Source organism: Reella acinonychis, from assembly GCF_052828705.1.
Genome location: NZ_CM128256.1, coordinates 2,002,228 through 2,016,333, shown reverse-complemented (window position 1 = coordinate 2,016,333; position 14,106 = coordinate 2,002,228). Strand labels below are relative to the sequence as shown.

18 protein-coding genes are annotated in these 14,106 nt (G+C 38.6%); 6 read left to right on the top strand and 12 right to left on the bottom strand.

The annotated features are described in order from the left end of the window. Nucleotides 1-2: 2 nt before the first annotated feature. A complete protein-coding gene (locus ACUXZ4_RS09885) occupies nucleotides 3-257 on the bottom strand; it encodes a hypothetical protein (RefSeq protein WP_464973028.1) in 255 nt (84 codons plus the stop codon). A gap of 74 nt (nucleotides 258-331) precedes the next feature. Here ACUXZ4_RS09885 and ACUXZ4_RS09880 point away from each other — a divergent pair, with 74 nt between their 5' ends. Beyond that, on the top strand, nucleotides 332-583 hold the full coding sequence (locus ACUXZ4_RS09880; protein WP_464973027.1) for a helix-turn-helix domain-containing protein: 252 nt from the start codon (nucleotides 332-334) through the stop codon (nucleotides 581-583). Nucleotides 584-641: 58 nt separating this feature from the next. Here ACUXZ4_RS09880 and purB read toward each other — a convergent pair whose 3' ends face one another. Beyond that, on the bottom strand, nucleotides 642-2,009 hold the full coding sequence (gene purB / locus ACUXZ4_RS09875) for an adenylosuccinate lyase (RefSeq protein WP_464973026.1): 1,368 nt from the start codon (nucleotides 2,007-2,009) through the stop codon (nucleotides 642-644). Between the two features lie 15 nt (nucleotides 2,010-2,024). Then, on the bottom strand, nucleotides 2,025-2,639 hold the full coding sequence (hflD, locus tag ACUXZ4_RS09870; RefSeq protein WP_464973025.1) for a high frequency lysogenization protein HflD: 615 nt from the start codon (nucleotides 2,637-2,639) through the stop codon (nucleotides 2,025-2,027). A gap of 271 nt (nucleotides 2,640-2,910) precedes the next feature. Between hflD and ACUXZ4_RS09865 the strand changes: the two genes are divergently transcribed. The 5 genes from ACUXZ4_RS09865 to ACUXZ4_RS09845 are packed head-to-tail and all read left to right on the top strand — an operon-like array spanning nucleotide 2,911 to nucleotide 5,965. Then, complete coding sequence (locus tag ACUXZ4_RS09865; RefSeq protein WP_464973024.1) at nucleotides 2,911-3,600, top strand: DUF4198 domain-containing protein; 690 nt, start codon at nucleotides 2,911-2,913, stop codon at nucleotides 3,598-3,600. Further along, the gene (locus ACUXZ4_RS09860) at nucleotides 3,601-4,089 is read left to right on the top strand and encodes a carboxypeptidase regulatory-like domain-containing protein (RefSeq protein ID WP_464973023.1); all 489 of its coding nucleotides are present in this window, start codon (nucleotides 3,601-3,603) and stop codon (nucleotides 4,087-4,089) included. It abuts the gene before it with no gap. 1 nt (nucleotide 4,090) lies between these two features. After that, nucleotides 4,091-4,702 carry a cobalt transporter CbiM gene (gene cbiM / locus ACUXZ4_RS09855; protein ID WP_464973022.1) on the top strand — a complete coding sequence of 204 codons (612 nt, stop codon included), beginning with the start codon at nucleotides 4,091-4,093 and terminating at the stop codon, nucleotides 4,700-4,702. Further along, nucleotides 4,699-5,334, top strand: coding sequence for an energy-coupling factor transporter transmembrane component T family protein (locus tag ACUXZ4_RS09850; protein ID WP_464973021.1), 636 nt, complete (start codon nucleotides 4,699-4,701; stop codon nucleotides 5,332-5,334). The genes cbiM and ACUXZ4_RS09850 overlap by 4 nt, the downstream gene beginning before the upstream one ends. 1 nt (nucleotide 5,335) lies before the next feature. Beyond that, nucleotides 5,336-5,965 carry an energy-coupling factor ABC transporter ATP-binding protein gene (locus tag ACUXZ4_RS09845; RefSeq protein WP_464974032.1) on the top strand — a complete coding sequence of 210 codons (630 nt, stop codon included), beginning with the start codon at nucleotides 5,336-5,338 and terminating at the stop codon, nucleotides 5,963-5,965. Between the two features lie 94 nt (nucleotides 5,966-6,059). Here ACUXZ4_RS09845 and mnmA read toward each other — a convergent pair whose 3' ends face one another. From mnmA to ACUXZ4_RS09800, 9 genes are all read right to left on the bottom strand, one after another. Beyond that, on the bottom strand, nucleotides 6,060-7,211 hold the full coding sequence (gene mnmA / locus ACUXZ4_RS09840; protein ID WP_464973020.1) for a tRNA 2-thiouridine(34) synthase MnmA: 1,152 nt from the start codon (nucleotides 7,209-7,211) through the stop codon (nucleotides 6,060-6,062). Nucleotides 7,212-7,213: 2 nt separating this feature from the next. Next, the gene (locus ACUXZ4_RS09835) at nucleotides 7,214-8,170 is read right to left on the bottom strand and encodes an ADP-ribosylglycohydrolase family protein (protein WP_464973019.1); all 957 of its coding nucleotides are present in this window, start codon (nucleotides 8,168-8,170) and stop codon (nucleotides 7,214-7,216) included. A gap of 20 nt (nucleotides 8,171-8,190) precedes the next feature. Beyond that, a complete protein-coding gene (gene nqrM / locus ACUXZ4_RS09830; protein WP_464973018.1) occupies nucleotides 8,191-8,445 on the bottom strand; it encodes a (Na+)-NQR maturation NqrM in 255 nt (84 codons plus the stop codon). Between the two features lie 9 nt (nucleotides 8,446-8,454). Beyond that, nucleotides 8,455-9,492: an FAD:protein FMN transferase gene (locus ACUXZ4_RS09825; RefSeq protein ID WP_464973017.1), complete on the bottom strand. Its 1,038-nt coding sequence runs from the start codon at nucleotides 9,490-9,492 to the stop codon at nucleotides 8,455-8,457. A 145-nt stretch (nucleotides 9,493-9,637) separates the two neighbouring features. Then, complete coding sequence (gene nqrF / locus ACUXZ4_RS09820; protein ID WP_464973016.1) at nucleotides 9,638-10,867, bottom strand: NADH:ubiquinone reductase (Na(+)-transporting) subunit F; 1,230 nt, start codon at nucleotides 10,865-10,867, stop codon at nucleotides 9,638-9,640. A gap of 10 nt (nucleotides 10,868-10,877) precedes the next feature. Further along, complete coding sequence (gene nqrE, locus ACUXZ4_RS09815; RefSeq protein ID WP_464973015.1) at nucleotides 10,878-11,474, bottom strand: NADH:ubiquinone reductase (Na(+)-transporting) subunit E; 597 nt, start codon at nucleotides 11,472-11,474, stop codon at nucleotides 10,878-10,880. Between the two features lie 3 nt (nucleotides 11,475-11,477). Next, nucleotides 11,478-12,101, bottom strand: coding sequence for an NADH:ubiquinone reductase (Na(+)-transporting) subunit D (locus ACUXZ4_RS09810; protein ID WP_464973014.1), 624 nt, complete (start codon nucleotides 12,099-12,101; stop codon nucleotides 11,478-11,480). Next, entirely contained in the window at nucleotides 12,101-12,877 is a 777-nt protein-coding gene (locus ACUXZ4_RS09805; RefSeq protein ID WP_464973013.1) for a Na(+)-translocating NADH-quinone reductase subunit C, read from the bottom strand. The genes ACUXZ4_RS09810 and ACUXZ4_RS09805 overlap by 1 nt, the downstream gene beginning before the upstream one ends. After that, nucleotides 12,870-14,105, bottom strand: coding sequence for an NADH:ubiquinone reductase (Na(+)-transporting) subunit B (locus tag ACUXZ4_RS09800; protein WP_464973012.1), 1,236 nt, complete (start codon nucleotides 14,103-14,105; stop codon nucleotides 12,870-12,872). The genes ACUXZ4_RS09805 and ACUXZ4_RS09800 overlap by 8 nt, the downstream gene beginning before the upstream one ends. Nucleotide 14,106 lies beyond the last annotated feature (1 nt).

Genomic DNA, 14,106 nt, shown 5'->3' with positions numbered 1-14,106 from the left:
TGCTAAGCCATACTACCTAAACCAATCGCTGCCAATAGAATTGGAGAAGTAAATAAACCGACGAGAATTAAAACCCATGCCAAAATATTGACACCAATGCCTGCTAAGTTTTTATTTTTAAAAGCAATGATAGATCCTATTAATGCAGTGATCGCAGCAAGTGGGACAAATACAATGCCTAGGAATAAGATACCAAGTACCGCGAGAACACAAGCAATGATGCCTGCGACCATACCTGATTTAGCGTTGTTTTCCATTTTATTTTCTCCTCTGTATATTGTTGGCAAACCTAAAACAGGTTCAATTATATCTTGCACCTAAAATAGGTGCAATGACAAATTTAAGACTATCCATTCATTCAGAGCAACATATTTGGTTAAGGCAGCGCTTAATTAACCGACGTGTCGAGCTTAATCTTTCTCAACGTGCATTGTGTGAAAAAATGGGCGTGGTATCTTCTTTTGTAGGAAAAGTTGAAACTGGCGATCGGCGTTTGGATTTATTTGAATTTGTGGCTTATTGCAAGGGATTGGAACTTGATCCGATAGCGATTTTACGCGAAATCGAGCAGAGATTTGGTTAAAACATGAAAAAAATCCACCGCACTTGTAGAAAAAAGTGCGGTGGATTTTTGTTGAGTTTTAGAGTTTTTCGACTAATTGAACCGCGGCACCAATGTAGGTTGCAGGGGTTAATTGTTGTAAACGTACTTTTTCCTCTGCAGGAATATCTAGTTTTTCGATAAACTCACGCATTGCTTGTTCATCTACACGTTTACCACGCGTTAACTCTTTTAATTTTTCGTATGGTTTTTCAATGCCATAGCGACGCATTACGGTTTGAATTGGTTCAGCCAACACTTCCCAGTTTTGATTTAATTCATCACGTAAATGTTGCTCATTGACTTCTAATTTGCTGATACCTTTACGGGTTGCTGCATAGGCGATTAAGCAATAACCTAAACCAACGCCGAGGTTACGTAATACGGTTGAGTCGGTTAAATCACGTTGCCAGCGAGAAATTGGTAATTTTTGACCTAAATGTGTCATCACTGCATTCGCAACGCCTAAGTTACCTTCTGAATTTTCGAAGTCGATTGGGTTAACTTTATGGGGCATTGTGCTTGAGCCAATTTCCCCTGCAATTGTGCGTTGTTTGAAATGGTTTAACGCAATGTAGCCCCATAAATCGCGGTCAAAATCAATAATGATTGTATTGAAACGTACTACGCAATCAAAGAACTCTGCAATATAGTCGTGTGGTTCAATTTGAGTGGTGTATGGGTTCCAGGTGACGCCTAATGAAGTCACGAATTCTTGGCTGAATTTGTGCCAGTCGAGATCGGGATAGGCTGATAAGTGTGCGTTATAGTTACCCACTGCACCATTGATTTTACCAAGAATATCAATCTGTTGTAATTGTTTGTATTGGCGACGTAAACGATAGACCACGTTCGCCATTTCTTTACCCATTGTGGTCGGCGAAGCGGGTTGACCATGAGTACGAGAAAGGAGCGGAATTTCTTTATATTCGTTTGCCAGGCGAGTAATTTCATCAATTAATTTTTGCCATTCAGGTAAAATCACTTCTTCGCGTGCTGTTTTGAGCATTAAAGCATGGGATAAATTGTTGATGTCTTCTGAAGTACAAGCAAAGTGAATAAATTCACTGACAGCTTCAAGCTCAGGAAGTGCGGTGCTTTTTTCCTTTAAAAAATATTCTACAGCTTTTACGTCGTGGTTTGTGGTGCGCTCAATTTCTTTAATACGCTCCGCATCTGCCAAGCTGAAATTGGCAACGATTTGGTCGAGGTAATCGTTTGCTTCTTTTGATAAAGCTTTGACTTCTTCAATTTGTGTAGTTGCTGCTAATTTTTGTAACCAACGAACTTCAACGGTTACGCGGAATTTTAATAAACCAAATTCGCTAAAAATGCTGCGTAATGCAGTCGTTTTATCTTGATAGCGACCATCAATAGGGGAAAGTGCTGTTAACGCATTGAGTTGCATATAAATTTTACTCCGTTAAAGTGAATCGTAAATTTGTTGTGCCGCATCAGCGATTTTGCGGCGAGAGAAAAGTAATTGCCATTTTGAGCCACCAAGTTGCTGCCATAAAATCGCAGAACGAATACCTGCTAACAAACAGGCTCGAATACGATTTTGTATACTTGATTGCTGTAAATAAAGGGACGATCCCATGATTTGTAATCGTTTACCTAGCGGACTAATTATATCGGTATACATCATTGCCAGCTTTTCTAACATTTCATCATCAAATAAATGGAAATGTTCAAGCTGAGTAGGTAAATATTGAATACGACGCGCTAGTTCTGCTTTATTTTGTGGCTGTTTCTCAAGTTTGGCAGCCAAGCCCAAAAGCCCCAGCCAATAGCGTGCTAGCTCAGGATTTTGCGCATTAAGTTGTTCTAATAGTGTGCTGAGACCTAATTTTAAGTTTTTTTCTGTCCCGCCATAGATAGACAATACATTTTCAGGTTGTGTTTGTAGCAAGCTGTAAAGGCTTGTTTCTAATGCCTCTGTATCAGCTTGTCCATTATGAGCAAATTGTTGAACTAATTTTGCACTTTGACATACGCCAGCCAGCGCTAAAGTAATATCGTAGTAATTCGTCGCCATTATTGGTATTAAATGCCTTTAAAATAGGCGCTTAATATAGCATTTATCTATTTTTTTTTAAAGTTAAACTCTAGTTATAATGTCGTCTAGTATTTAGCATGATAAAACAATGCGGTTATTGAGTGCTTAATGTTCATTAATGGCGCCTAATTTTTTATCTAATTATCTATTTCTTGATTTATCTCATATTTTTCTACTTATATCTGCATTGACCTTGAAGTTACTTCATATTTTATTATCACAATCACCAATAATTTGTTTAACAAGGAGAATGACAATGAAAAAAATGGCTGTTGTTTTAACCGCACTTTTTGCAAGTGCTATGGCGAGTGCACACAATGTATGGCTTGAACCAGTGAAAGGGGAAGCGGATCAATATGTTGTAAAATTTGGGCATGAGGAAACTGAAAGCTATCCAGAAAGCAAGTTAAAAGCAGTTAAATTGTTGGATGCGATGGGTAAAGTAACACCTGCTAGTGTACAATTTAAACAAGGTGAAGCTTATTTTGCTGCACCAAAAACATCAATTGTATTTGTGAAGTTTGACAATGGTGTTTGGTCGAAATTACCAAGTGGTAAGTACGTAGAAAAAACGAAAAAAGAAGAACCTACAGCGGTGCTTAGCATTAATCCTGTGAAATTTGGTAAAGCTATTTTAGCTTGGGATGATTTAGCTTATAAAGCACATCAAATGAAATATGAGTTAGTTCCTCAAGCAATGCCAAAAGCAGGTCAACCAATGGATATTTTGGTGTTAGTTGATGGTAAACCAGCGAAAGATATTAAAGTGGGTTTAGGTGAAGATCATCCTTATAATCTCACTAACGAAAAAGGTATTGCACAATTCACACCAACTGCGGGTTACAACAAAGTGTGGGCTGAATTCGAAGAAAAAGTGGCAGAGAATCCAGACTACAACGAACGTAGTATTGAATATATGTTAACTTTTGATGTGAAATAAATGAAAAAAGTTTTAATTATTTTAACCGCACTTTTGGCTGTTTTCAGCCAAAGTGCGTTATCACATAGTTTGTATGTGATCGCCCAATATGATGGCAAACAAATTACGGGTAAAGCCTATTATTCTGATATGACACCCGCTGCGGAAACCTATGTAGAAGCTTATCCTCAAGGTCAGCAAGATAACATAGTGAGTGGCAAAACAGATGAAACGGGTCGCTTTAGCTTACAGGCTTCGGGTGAACATCTGTTTAAAGTCGTGGTTGAAGGAGAAGAAGGCCATCGAGCTACTGTGATCGCTAACCGTATTCATCAGCAAGCGGCAAATAATGATAACGCTTTGATTTTATTACGCGAAGATATTGCTCAATTAAGAGATAAAATTTATTGGCGTGATGTGATCGGCGGTATCGGCTATATTGTTGGCATCATTGGTTTATGGGCGTTGTGGCAGTCACGCCGCACATTAACCTCAGGCAAGAGAGACTAATATGCATTTATCTGAAGGTGTATTACATACCCCAACATTGATCACTGGTGCTGTACTTGCAGCTGTTGGTGTATTTGTTGGTTTACGCCAAATTAAAGCAGAACAATTTTCCTTAACTGCGTTGTTTTCTGCCGCTTTTTTTGTTGCTAGTACAATACATATTCCAGTGGGGATTGGCAGTGTTCATTTAATTTTAAATGGCATGGCGGGATTATTTCTCGGTTGGGCTGTGTTTCCTGCATTTTTAATCGCCCTATTATTACAAGCATTATTTTTCTCATTCGGTGGTTTGGCTGTATTAGGTGTGAACTTGTGCATTATGGCTTTTCCTGCCGTCTTAGTGTTCTATTTATGTCGCCCTTTGGTAAAGATAGAAAGTTCTCGTCAGCAGAAAATGATAGCCGGCATTTTAGCGGGTATTCTTGGTGTGGGTGGTGCTGCACTTTTTGCTTCTCTTGTGCTGACCTTTGATGGTGGAAAAGCGTATTACGATTTAATTGTGCTGCTACTGGTTTCCCATTTACCTGTATTTATTGTGGATAGCATAATTAGTCTTGTAGTGATTTTATTATTAGCCAAAATGTCGCCTGCAATTTTCTGTACGAACCAATGAAATTTCCTTTTTTTCAACCGCACTTTCGCTTAATTTATGCTTTTTTGTTAAGCTTGCTCATAAGTGCGGTGCAACATATTCCACTTTTAGTGGCACTCAATGGAGTGGCACTAGTTCTGTTTATTTCATTGATTTTTTATTTCCGTAAATCATTAATGACTTATGTGAAATTGTGGTCAAAATTACATATTTTTACTCTCTTACTTTGGCTGACATTAAGTTGGAAAATTAGCCCACAAGGTATCATCCTCAATCCAAAAGGTATCAATCTCGCGTTATTAATGAGCTTGCGTATTAATTTAATTCTGATCTTATTGTGGACTTTGTTGCTCAACATCAATGACAGCATTTTACTGCAAGCTATTCAACGGCTTCCTCTACCAAGAAAATTGGTTTATTTATTCGTTTTAACCGTTCGTTATATTGCGGTATTTAAAGAATTACATCAAAATATGGATATGGCAATGCGAGCGAGAGGTTTCCAAGCGAAATTTAACGCTCGCACATTTTATGTCAGTGCGCAGCGAGTGGCGTTATTACTCATTCATGCCATGATGAGAGTGGAACGGACGGAAATGGCATTGAAAGCGCGTGGCTTCCAACTTCAGCAAATAACAAAAAAGAATGGCTAATATTTTACAAGTAAATCAACTTCATCTTCATCGCAATGGACGAGCGATAATTTCTGATTTAAGTTTTTCATTAACCTCACAACAATGCCTGTTTTTGCAAGGCGAAATTGGTTGTGGTAAATCCACTTTATTACATGCATTATTGGGATTTTTACCTATTTCTCAGGGCGAAATTCAGTGGTTTGGTAATCATTGCCAGAAAGAAGCTGATTTTGTACCGCTAAGAGGCAAAATTGGCATTTGTTTTCAAAATGCTAGTGAACAATTATTTGGACCAACCGTATTAGATGATGTGGCTTTTGGCCCTTTAAATCAGGGAATGGATAAGCAACAAGCCTATGATATTGCATTACAACAATTAGAACGACTTGATATTACTAGATTGAAAGATCGCTCAGTGAATACGCTATCGGGCGGTGAGCAGAATTTCACTGCTTTAGCTGGCGTATTGGCAATGCAACCGCAAGTATTGCTGTTGGATGAGCCGACAAATGGTTTGGATAGCAAAAATATCCAAAAATTGACCGCACTTTTGAAGCAATTACATCTTCCTATGATTATTGCTTCACATGATCTTAATTTTACCGATCAGCTGGCGGATAGCCGATTGTATTTCACAAGAGAAGATTAAATGATAAAAAAGCGACTTAAGTCGCTTTTCTTATGTGAGTTTCTCGAAAAAGTGCGGTGAAAAATCAGATCTTTTTGACCGCACTTGAAACAGATTATTTAATTTGTGATTCGATAATCCCACCGCCAAGACAAATCTCGCCTTGATAGAATACTGCTGATTGCCCTGGTGTAACCGCAATTTGAGGCTCATCAAAACGGACTTCAATGCAATCATCATCAATCGGCGTAATTTGGCAAGGAATATCTGTCTGACGATAGCGAGTTTTTACCGTACAACGTAAGGGCTCACGAATAGGTTGACGATTAACCCAATGTAATTGTTGTGCAATCAAACCTTGAGAAAGCAATGCCGAATTATCTTGCCCTTGGGCAACGATCAGTTCGTTATTGATCAAATCTTTTTCCACAACATACCATGCGTTCTCGCTCATTCCTTTAATTCCGCCGATACCAAGCCCTTTGCGCTGCCCTAATGTGTGATACATTAAGCCATCATGACGACCAATAATCTGTCCATCAATGGTACGAATATTGCCTGATTGTGCAGGTAAATAACGCGCTAAGAAGTCTTTAAATTTACGCTCGCCAATAAAGCAAATACCGGTTGAATCTTTTTTCTTTGCAGTTACTAAGCCGAGATCTTCCGCGATGGCGCGCACAACTGGTTTTTCTATTTCACCTACAGGGAATAAACTTTGCGCTATCTGTGTTTTACTTAACGTATAAAGAAAGTAGCTTTGATCTTTATTATTATCTAAACCGCGTAATAATTGACATTCGCCATTTTGTTCGCCACGACGCACATAATGACCCGTCGCAATATAATCTGCACCTAAATCTTCCGCTGCATATTCTAAGAAAGCTTTAAATTTAATTTCTTTATTACAGAGAATATCAGGATTTGGCGTGCGACCTGCTTTGTATTCAGCAAGAAAATGCTCAAACACATTGTCCCAATATTCCGCTGCAAAGTTGATTTTATGCAGTTTAATGCCTAATTTATCACATACAGCTTGAGCATCAGCTAAATCAGCTGCCGCAGTGCAATAATCCGTATCATCATCTTCTTCCCAATTCTTCATAAACAAGCCTTCCACTTGGTAGCCTTGTTGTTGAAGAATAAAAGCAGACACTGAAGAATCCACGCCGCCTGACATACCACAAATAACTTTCTTTTTGGCATTTTCTGCCAACTCAAGTGCGGTTAATTTTGGAAAATTTTTTTCGTAGGTTTTTGACTTCATTATTATTCTCGCAAATATCGTTTTGCTAATTGATTAGATAATTCTTCTATCTTATCTTTCTTAGCTAACTGCTCGATCCACTCTTTTGGGATTTCATTAAAACCATATAATAGAGCTGCTAATCCACCCGTTACTGCTGCGGTTGTATCTGTATCTTCACCCAAATTCACGGCTTTTAACACTGCTTCTTTATAGTTGTTTGTGGTCAGTAAACACCAAATACTTGCTTCTAAAGTGTGCATCACATAACCACTGCTGTAAATGTCGTCTGAAGAGAATTTCCAGATGTCATCGCTTAATAAACGAGAGAAATGTGTAAGTTCTTTTGTGGCTCCAATGTGATGGATAAACGCTTGAATTGGATTTTTTAACTGTTGGTAAATTTCAAATTTATCTTTTCCATCAAGCAGGAATCTAGCAAACTCAATGTAGTATAAACAAGCCAGGTGGCTACGAATATGCCCGTGAGTAAATCCCCCAACATCACAAACCTTGGTGAATGTGTCATCTAAAGATGTGTTTTTGACTTCAAACACCAATGGTAAAATTCGCATCAATGATCCGTTGCCATTATCTGTTTCTGCTTGACCACCCGAATCTCTAGGAGAAATGCCTTTATCTAATTTCATTAATGCTTGCAATGTGCCTCTACCAATATCGAAAACCTCTTCATATGGTGTCCAATAAGCTTCATTCATCCATTTAAATGAAGTTCGGGCAATATCATCTAAATCATATCCTTTAGAAAGGGACTCTGCTAAGCAAAAAGTCATTGAACTATCATCAGACCAAGTGCCTTTGGGCTGATGATAAGTGCCATATTCCAACATTTTCGTCACAGGGTTTGACTGTAAATACTCACGGCTTTCAAATTCAACAGGCACACCTAAAGCATCCGCCACAGCAACACCAAATAATACAGCTTTCGTTTGTTCGAAAAGAGAATGTTCTGAATTCATATCGATTCTTGCTCTGTCAGTTATTTCACTTCATAAAACTGCGGTTGTTTTTTAGCGAATTTTTCTTCGTATTCTGCTTTTGCTGCTTCATCGCCTGCGTCTAATTTGGCTTTAAGATTATCGCAAGGTTCATCGCAATCGCAGACTTTCTTCATACCTAATGCTGAGATACCGCCACAGCTACCTGCAATTTTTTTCTTCTGGAAAATATAGCCGATTGCCATACCAAGAATAACAAAGATAAAGATAGCAAATGTGATTAAAAAAAGTTTCATAATCTGACCTTATTGTTGATTAATTAATTGACTAAATGCGGATGACATTTTGTTTTCAAATCCTTTTTCTGTTTTGACGGTTAAGTAGATTGGGATTTTGTGCTGTTCTGCCACTTGCAATGCTTTTTCTGCGCCTAAGACATAAAGTCCTGTGGATAAGCCGTCTGCTGTCATAGAGCGGTTTGCCAATACGGTAATAGAGGCTAAATTATGTTGAATTGGCCGGCAAGTGTTTGGATCTATTTCATGTGAGAAACGTTGCCCGTTATCTTCAAAATAGTTACGATAATCGCCAGAGGTTGCCATGGCAAAATCTTTTAATCCAATCACTTGAGAAACGCTGCGTGAGCCATCAAAATTTGGTTTTTCGATCGCAATTTGCCAATCTTTTCCTTCCGTATTTTTGCCATGAGCACGAATTTCGCCACCAATTTCAACCAGATAGTTTTCGGCTCCCATGGACTGAATATAATCAGCAACGAGATCGACGCCAAAACCTTTGGCAATAGATGACAGATCAATATAAAGTTGTGGCACCGATTTTGTGAGGAAAAACTTGCCGTTCTGTTCGGTGAGCTTGACTTTATCAATACCTACCCAAGCCTTACGTTCTGCAATTTGCTCCGCTGTTGGTGCTTTTTCTACACGTTTTTCAGGACCAAATCCCCATAAATTCACGATAGGGCCCACAGTTACATCCAATGCGCCTTGTGTCACCGTATTTAATTCAATAGCTTCCGCGACAACTCGAGCTAAATCCGCGGATACCTCAATGGGTTGATTGGTTAAGGGATTTTTATTAAATAAGCTCAGCTCTGAGTCGGGAATATAGGTAGACATTTTGGCATTCACATCTTTCAAAATTGCTTCAATGCCTTGGTGCATTTGTTCTGCATTTTGTTTTAATTGGGGATTATCCATATATTTTATATGGTAAGTTGTGCCCATGGTTTTGCCTTCAAGGGCAATTTGTTGTGCTGGTTTTTCGCAAGCAATTAATAATAAGCTGAGAAGGCTTGCGTAAATCCAATGGGGTATCTTTCTCATGTTCACTGAGACTCCTTAAAAACTAAGAAAATAAATGAAAAGATAGGGAATACATTTTCATTTATTTTCTAACGTGGAATACAAGCGGTCAGATTCTGCAAAACTTTACAAAATCTGACCGCACTTTTTTAGATGTTATGAGGGATTAACCACCGAAATCATCTAATAAGATGTTTTCATCTTCAACGCCTAAATCTTTTAACATATTGATTACCGCGGCGTTCATCACTGGTGGTCCACACATATAGTATTCACAATCTTCTGGCGCTTCATGATTTTTCAGGTAGTTTTCATAAAGGACGTTGTGAATAAAGCCTGTGTAACCATCCCAATTATCTTCTGGAAGTGGATCAGAAAGCGCCACATGCCATACGAAGTTGTCATTTTCAGCTTGTAAGCCGTCAAAGTCTTCGACATAGAACATTTCACGTTTAGAACGTGCACCATACCAGAATGACATTTTACGTTTTGATTTCAAACGTTTTAACTGGTCAAATATATGTGAACGCATTGGCGCCATACCTGCACCACCACCGATAAATACCATTTCATTGTCTGTTTCTTTGGCGAAGAATTCACCGAATGGACCAGAAATAGTGACTTTATCGCCTGCTTTTAATGACCAAATATATGAAGACATTTGACCTGGCGGTACATCTGGATTACGTGGTGGTGGCGTTGCAATACGCACGTTTAGCATAATGATACCTTTCTCTTCTGGGTATGATGCCATTGAGTAAGCACGCACAATATGCTCGTCCACTTTTGATGTATAACGCCATAAATCAAATTTATCCCAGTCTTCATGATATTCTTGTGGAATATCGAAGTCTTTGTAATGCACTGTGTGTGGGTCAGCTTCAATTTGAATATAACCACCCGCGCGGAATGGTACTTCCTCGCCTTCAGGAATGGCCAATTTAAGCTCTTTGATGAAGGTTGCTTTGTTGTCGTTAGAAATAACAGTACATTGCCATTTTTTTACACCAAAGATTTCTTCTGGTAATTCAATATCCATGCTGCTTTTCACGTTTACTTGGCAAGCAAGGCGATAGCCTTCTTTCGCTTCACGTTTAGTAATGTGTGAAAGTTCTGTTGGTAGGATTTCACCGCCGCCAGATTTTACTTTAACGATACATTGACCACATGAGCCACCGCCACCACAAGCAGATGAAACAAAAATCCCTTTGCTTGCTAATGCGCCTAATAATTTGCCGCCAGCAGGTAAAGTAATAGCTTTTTCTGGATCTTCGTTGATCGAGATAGTGATATCGCCAGAGTCCACTAATTTAGATTTAGCGAATAAGATAACTACCGCAAGTACCAATACAAGGGCAGTAAATACGCCAATACCGAAAATAAAATTACTATCCACGATATGCTCCTTATAATTGAATACCTGAGAATGACATGAAACCTAATGCCATTAAGCCTACGGTGATAAAGGTAATACCTAAACCGCGTAAACCAGCTGGTACATCAGAATATTTCATTTTTTCTGTTAAACCAGCTAATGAAACGATAGCTAGCATCCAACCTGTACCGGCACCGATACCGTAAACAACAGATTCAACGAAATTGTATTCACGTTGCACCATGAAAGATACGCCACCGAAAATTGCACAGTTTACTGTAATCAATGGTAAGAAGATCCCTAATGCACTGTATAAAGCAGGGAAGAACTTATCCAAGATCATTTCAAGGATTTGTACTAATGCAGCAATAACACCGATGAATGTAATAAAGCGTAAGAAGGTTAAATCAATACCTTCAACAAGTGCGCCATCTTTTAAAATATGGGTATAAACAAGTTGGTTTACAGGCACAGCAATACCGAGAACAACAATTACTGCAATCCCTAAACCAAATGAGGTGGATACTTTCTTTGATACCGCTAGGAATGTACACATACCTAGGAAGAAAGAAAGAGCCATATTTTCAATAAAGATAGACTTTACAAAAATACTTAATAAATGTTCCATGGATTATTTCTCCACCTGTTCAGGTTTCCAAGTTCTTAGGCCCCAGATTAAAAAGCCGATAATAAAGAACGCACTTGGTGCTAATAAGAATAAGCCGTTTGCTTGATACCAACCACCATCTTGAACAGTTTGGAATACGGTAATACCGAAAATCTTACCTGAACCAATCAGTTCACGTAAGAATGCCACAATGACTAAGATCACACCGTAGCCGATACCATTACCTAAACCATCAACAAAGCTGGCTGCTGGTGGCTCTTTCATTGCAAAAGCTTCTGCACGTCCCATTACGATACAGTTAGTAATAATTAAGCCAACGAATACCGATAATTGCTTAGAAAGTTCGTAAGCAAAAGCCTGTAATACTTGGTCAACAAGTGTTACTAATGAAGCAATGATAGCCATTTGAACAATAATTCGAATGCTATTTGGAATATAGTTACGAATAATTGAGATAAAGCAGCTAGAAAATGCGGTTACTAAACTTACCGCAATTGCCATTACCACTGCGGTCTCAAGTTTGGTTGTTACTGCAAGTGCTGAACAAATACCCAAAATTTGTAACGCAATTGGGTTACTATCCGCGATAGGCGATAGTAATAATTTTTTCATATTTGAATTAGCCATTAGTTTGCCCCCGCTTTAATTTTGGCAAAATATGGACCAAAGCCGTTTGGACCAAACCAATAATCAAATGAACCTTGAACACCATTTGTGGTTAAAGTTGCACCTGAAAGACCATCAATACCGTGTTCTGCATCTGCTGAAGCATTTTTACCGATTTTGATCGCCACTTGGTTTTGTGCGTCGTAAAGTTTTTTACCCACAAAGTATTTTTGCCAGTTAGGGTTAGCAATTTCACCACCTAAACCCGCGGTTTCACCTTGTTCATAGTAGGTAATCCCTTTTACAGTGTTTAGATCTGGTTCAACTGCAACAAATCCGTACATCACAGACCATAAACCGTTGCCATACATTGGTAATACATATTGAGTTACTTCGCCTTGATCATTTTTCACTAAATACACTTCAGCAAAATTTGCACGTTTTTTAATACCTGCTTTATCATCAGCTGGTGCAATATCAATATGTTGTCCTGCAACTTTAACTGCATTTTTTGCGTCAAAGTTAGTTACATTGTCCAAATATTCACCTGTGGCTAAATCAACGATTTTAGGTTCAATATTTTTAGCATAGATTGCTTTAATATCTGTACTTTTTGCTTTAGCTGGTAATAGACCTGTAACACTTAAAATATTTTTTTGCTTATCTAGCAACTTTTGCTCATCTTGAGTCGATTTTAAACCTACTGCAGTAGCAGCTACGATAATAGAGCAAACTAAGCTGACAAGCACAACTACGAGAATTGTACCGCCAACACTATCTTTATTGAATTTAGCCATTGCGTGCTCTCCGACGTTTGATATTTGCTTGAACCACTAAGTAGTCGAAAATTGGAGCAAATAAGTTTGCGAATAAGATAGCTAACATCATCCCTTCTGGATATGCTGGGTTTACAACACGAATTAATACCGCCATAAAACCAATTAATAAGCCATACCACCATTTACCTGTATTGGTGAATGAAGCTGATACAGGGTCGGTTGCCATAAAGAACATACCGATTGCAAAACCACCTAATACAAGATGCCAATGCCATGGCATAGAGAATAATGGGTTTGTAGCTGAGCCAATTAAGTTAAATAGGGTAGAAGTTAATACCATACCTAAGAATACGCCAGCAATGATACGCCAAGAAGCAATGCGAGCAAAGACGATGATTGCACCACCAATGATTAATGCTAAAGTTGATACTTCACCCATAGAGCCAGGGATATTACCTAAGAACGCATCCATCCAAGTGATTGGTTGACCCGTTGCAACGTGTTTTAATGCTGCTTCGCCACCTTGTGCCCATTGTGAAAGTGCGGTTGCGCCAGAGAAACCATCTGCAGCCGTCCAAACAATATCACCAGAAATTTGACCTGGATAAGCAAAGAATAGGAATGCACGGCCTGCTAATGCTGGGTTCATGAAATTTTTGCCTACACCACCAAACACTTCTTTTGCTACAACTAAACCAAAGGTAATACCTAAAGCCGCCTGCCATAATGGTAATGTTGGCGGAACGATAAGAGCAAAAAGAATAGTAGTAACGAATAAACCTTCGTTTACTTCATGGCCACGAACAACGGCAAACACAACTTCAATTAATGAACCTAATGCAAAAACTGTGAGGTAAATCGGTAAAAAGAATACCGCACCTAATGCCATTTTGCTGCCAATGCCTGCTGTTGTCGAAACATCAATACCTAACAATTGCACAAGTGCATAGTGCCAGTCATTTGTTGCTAATGCCTCAACTGTTGTACCTAAATGTGCAATGGCATTAATAGATTGTTGACCTACGTTATACATACCATAGAAAACTGCTGGGAATAATGCTAACCAAACAGTAATCATCATACGTTTTGAGTCAATCGCATCACGCACGTGAGTGGTGTTTTTAGTGACTGTCCCTGGTGTATAAACTAATGTAAACATTGCCTCAAATAGAGGGTAAAGTTTCGCATATTTGCCACCAGGTAAAAACGCGGGTTCCATTTTTTCAAAAAGATGTTTTAAACCCATT

Bases quoted from the DNA above. Each gene is read 5' to 3' on its own strand.
- ACUXZ4_RS09885 (WP_464973028.1), bottom strand. From the start codon at position 257: ATGGAAAACAACGCTAAATCAGGTATGGTCGCAGGCATCATTGCTTGT.
- ACUXZ4_RS09880 (WP_464973027.1), top strand. From the start codon at position 332: ATGACAAATTTAAGACTATCCATTCATTCAGAGCAACATATTTGGTTA.
- purB (WP_464973026.1), bottom strand. From the start codon at position 2,009: ATGCAACTCAATGCGTTAACAGCACTTTCCCCTATTGATGGTCGCTAT.
- hflD (WP_464973025.1), bottom strand. From the start codon at position 2,639: ATGGCGACGAATTACTACGATATTACTTTAGCGCTGGCTGGCGTATGT.
- ACUXZ4_RS09865 (WP_464973024.1), top strand. From the start codon at position 2,911: ATGACAATGAAAAAAATGGCTGTTGTTTTAACCGCACTTTTTGCAAGT.
- ACUXZ4_RS09860 (WP_464973023.1), top strand. From the start codon at position 3,601: ATGAAAAAAGTTTTAATTATTTTAACCGCACTTTTGGCTGTTTTCAGC.
- cbiM (WP_464973022.1), top strand. From the start codon at position 4,091: ATGCATTTATCTGAAGGTGTATTACATACCCCAACATTGATCACTGGT.
- ACUXZ4_RS09850 (WP_464973021.1), top strand. From the start codon at position 4,699: ATGAAATTTCCTTTTTTTCAACCGCACTTTCGCTTAATTTATGCTTTT.
- mnmA (WP_464973020.1), bottom strand. From the start codon at position 7,211: ATGAAGTCAAAAACCTACGAAAAAAATTTTCCAAAATTAACCGCACTT.
- ACUXZ4_RS09835 (WP_464973019.1), bottom strand. From the start codon at position 8,170: ATGAATTCAGAACATTCTCTTTTCGAACAAACGAAAGCTGTATTATTT.
- nqrM (WP_464973018.1), bottom strand. From the start codon at position 8,445: ATGAAACTTTTTTTAATCACATTTGCTATCTTTATCTTTGTTATTCTT.
- ACUXZ4_RS09825 (WP_464973017.1), bottom strand. From the start codon at position 9,492: ATGAGAAAGATACCCCATTGGATTTACGCAAGCCTTCTCAGCTTATTA.
- nqrE (WP_464973015.1), bottom strand. From the start codon at position 11,474: ATGGAACATTTATTAAGTATTTTTGTAAAGTCTATCTTTATTGAAAAT.
- ACUXZ4_RS09810 (WP_464973014.1), bottom strand. From the start codon at position 12,101: ATGGCTAATTCAAATATGAAAAAATTATTACTATCGCCTATCGCGGAT.
- ACUXZ4_RS09805 (WP_464973013.1), bottom strand. From the start codon at position 12,877: ATGGCTAAATTCAATAAAGATAGTGTTGGCGGTACAATTCTCGTAGTT.
- ACUXZ4_RS09800 (WP_464973012.1), bottom strand. From the start codon at position 14,105: ATGGGTTTAAAACATCTTTTTGAAAAAATGGAACCCGCGTTTTTACCT.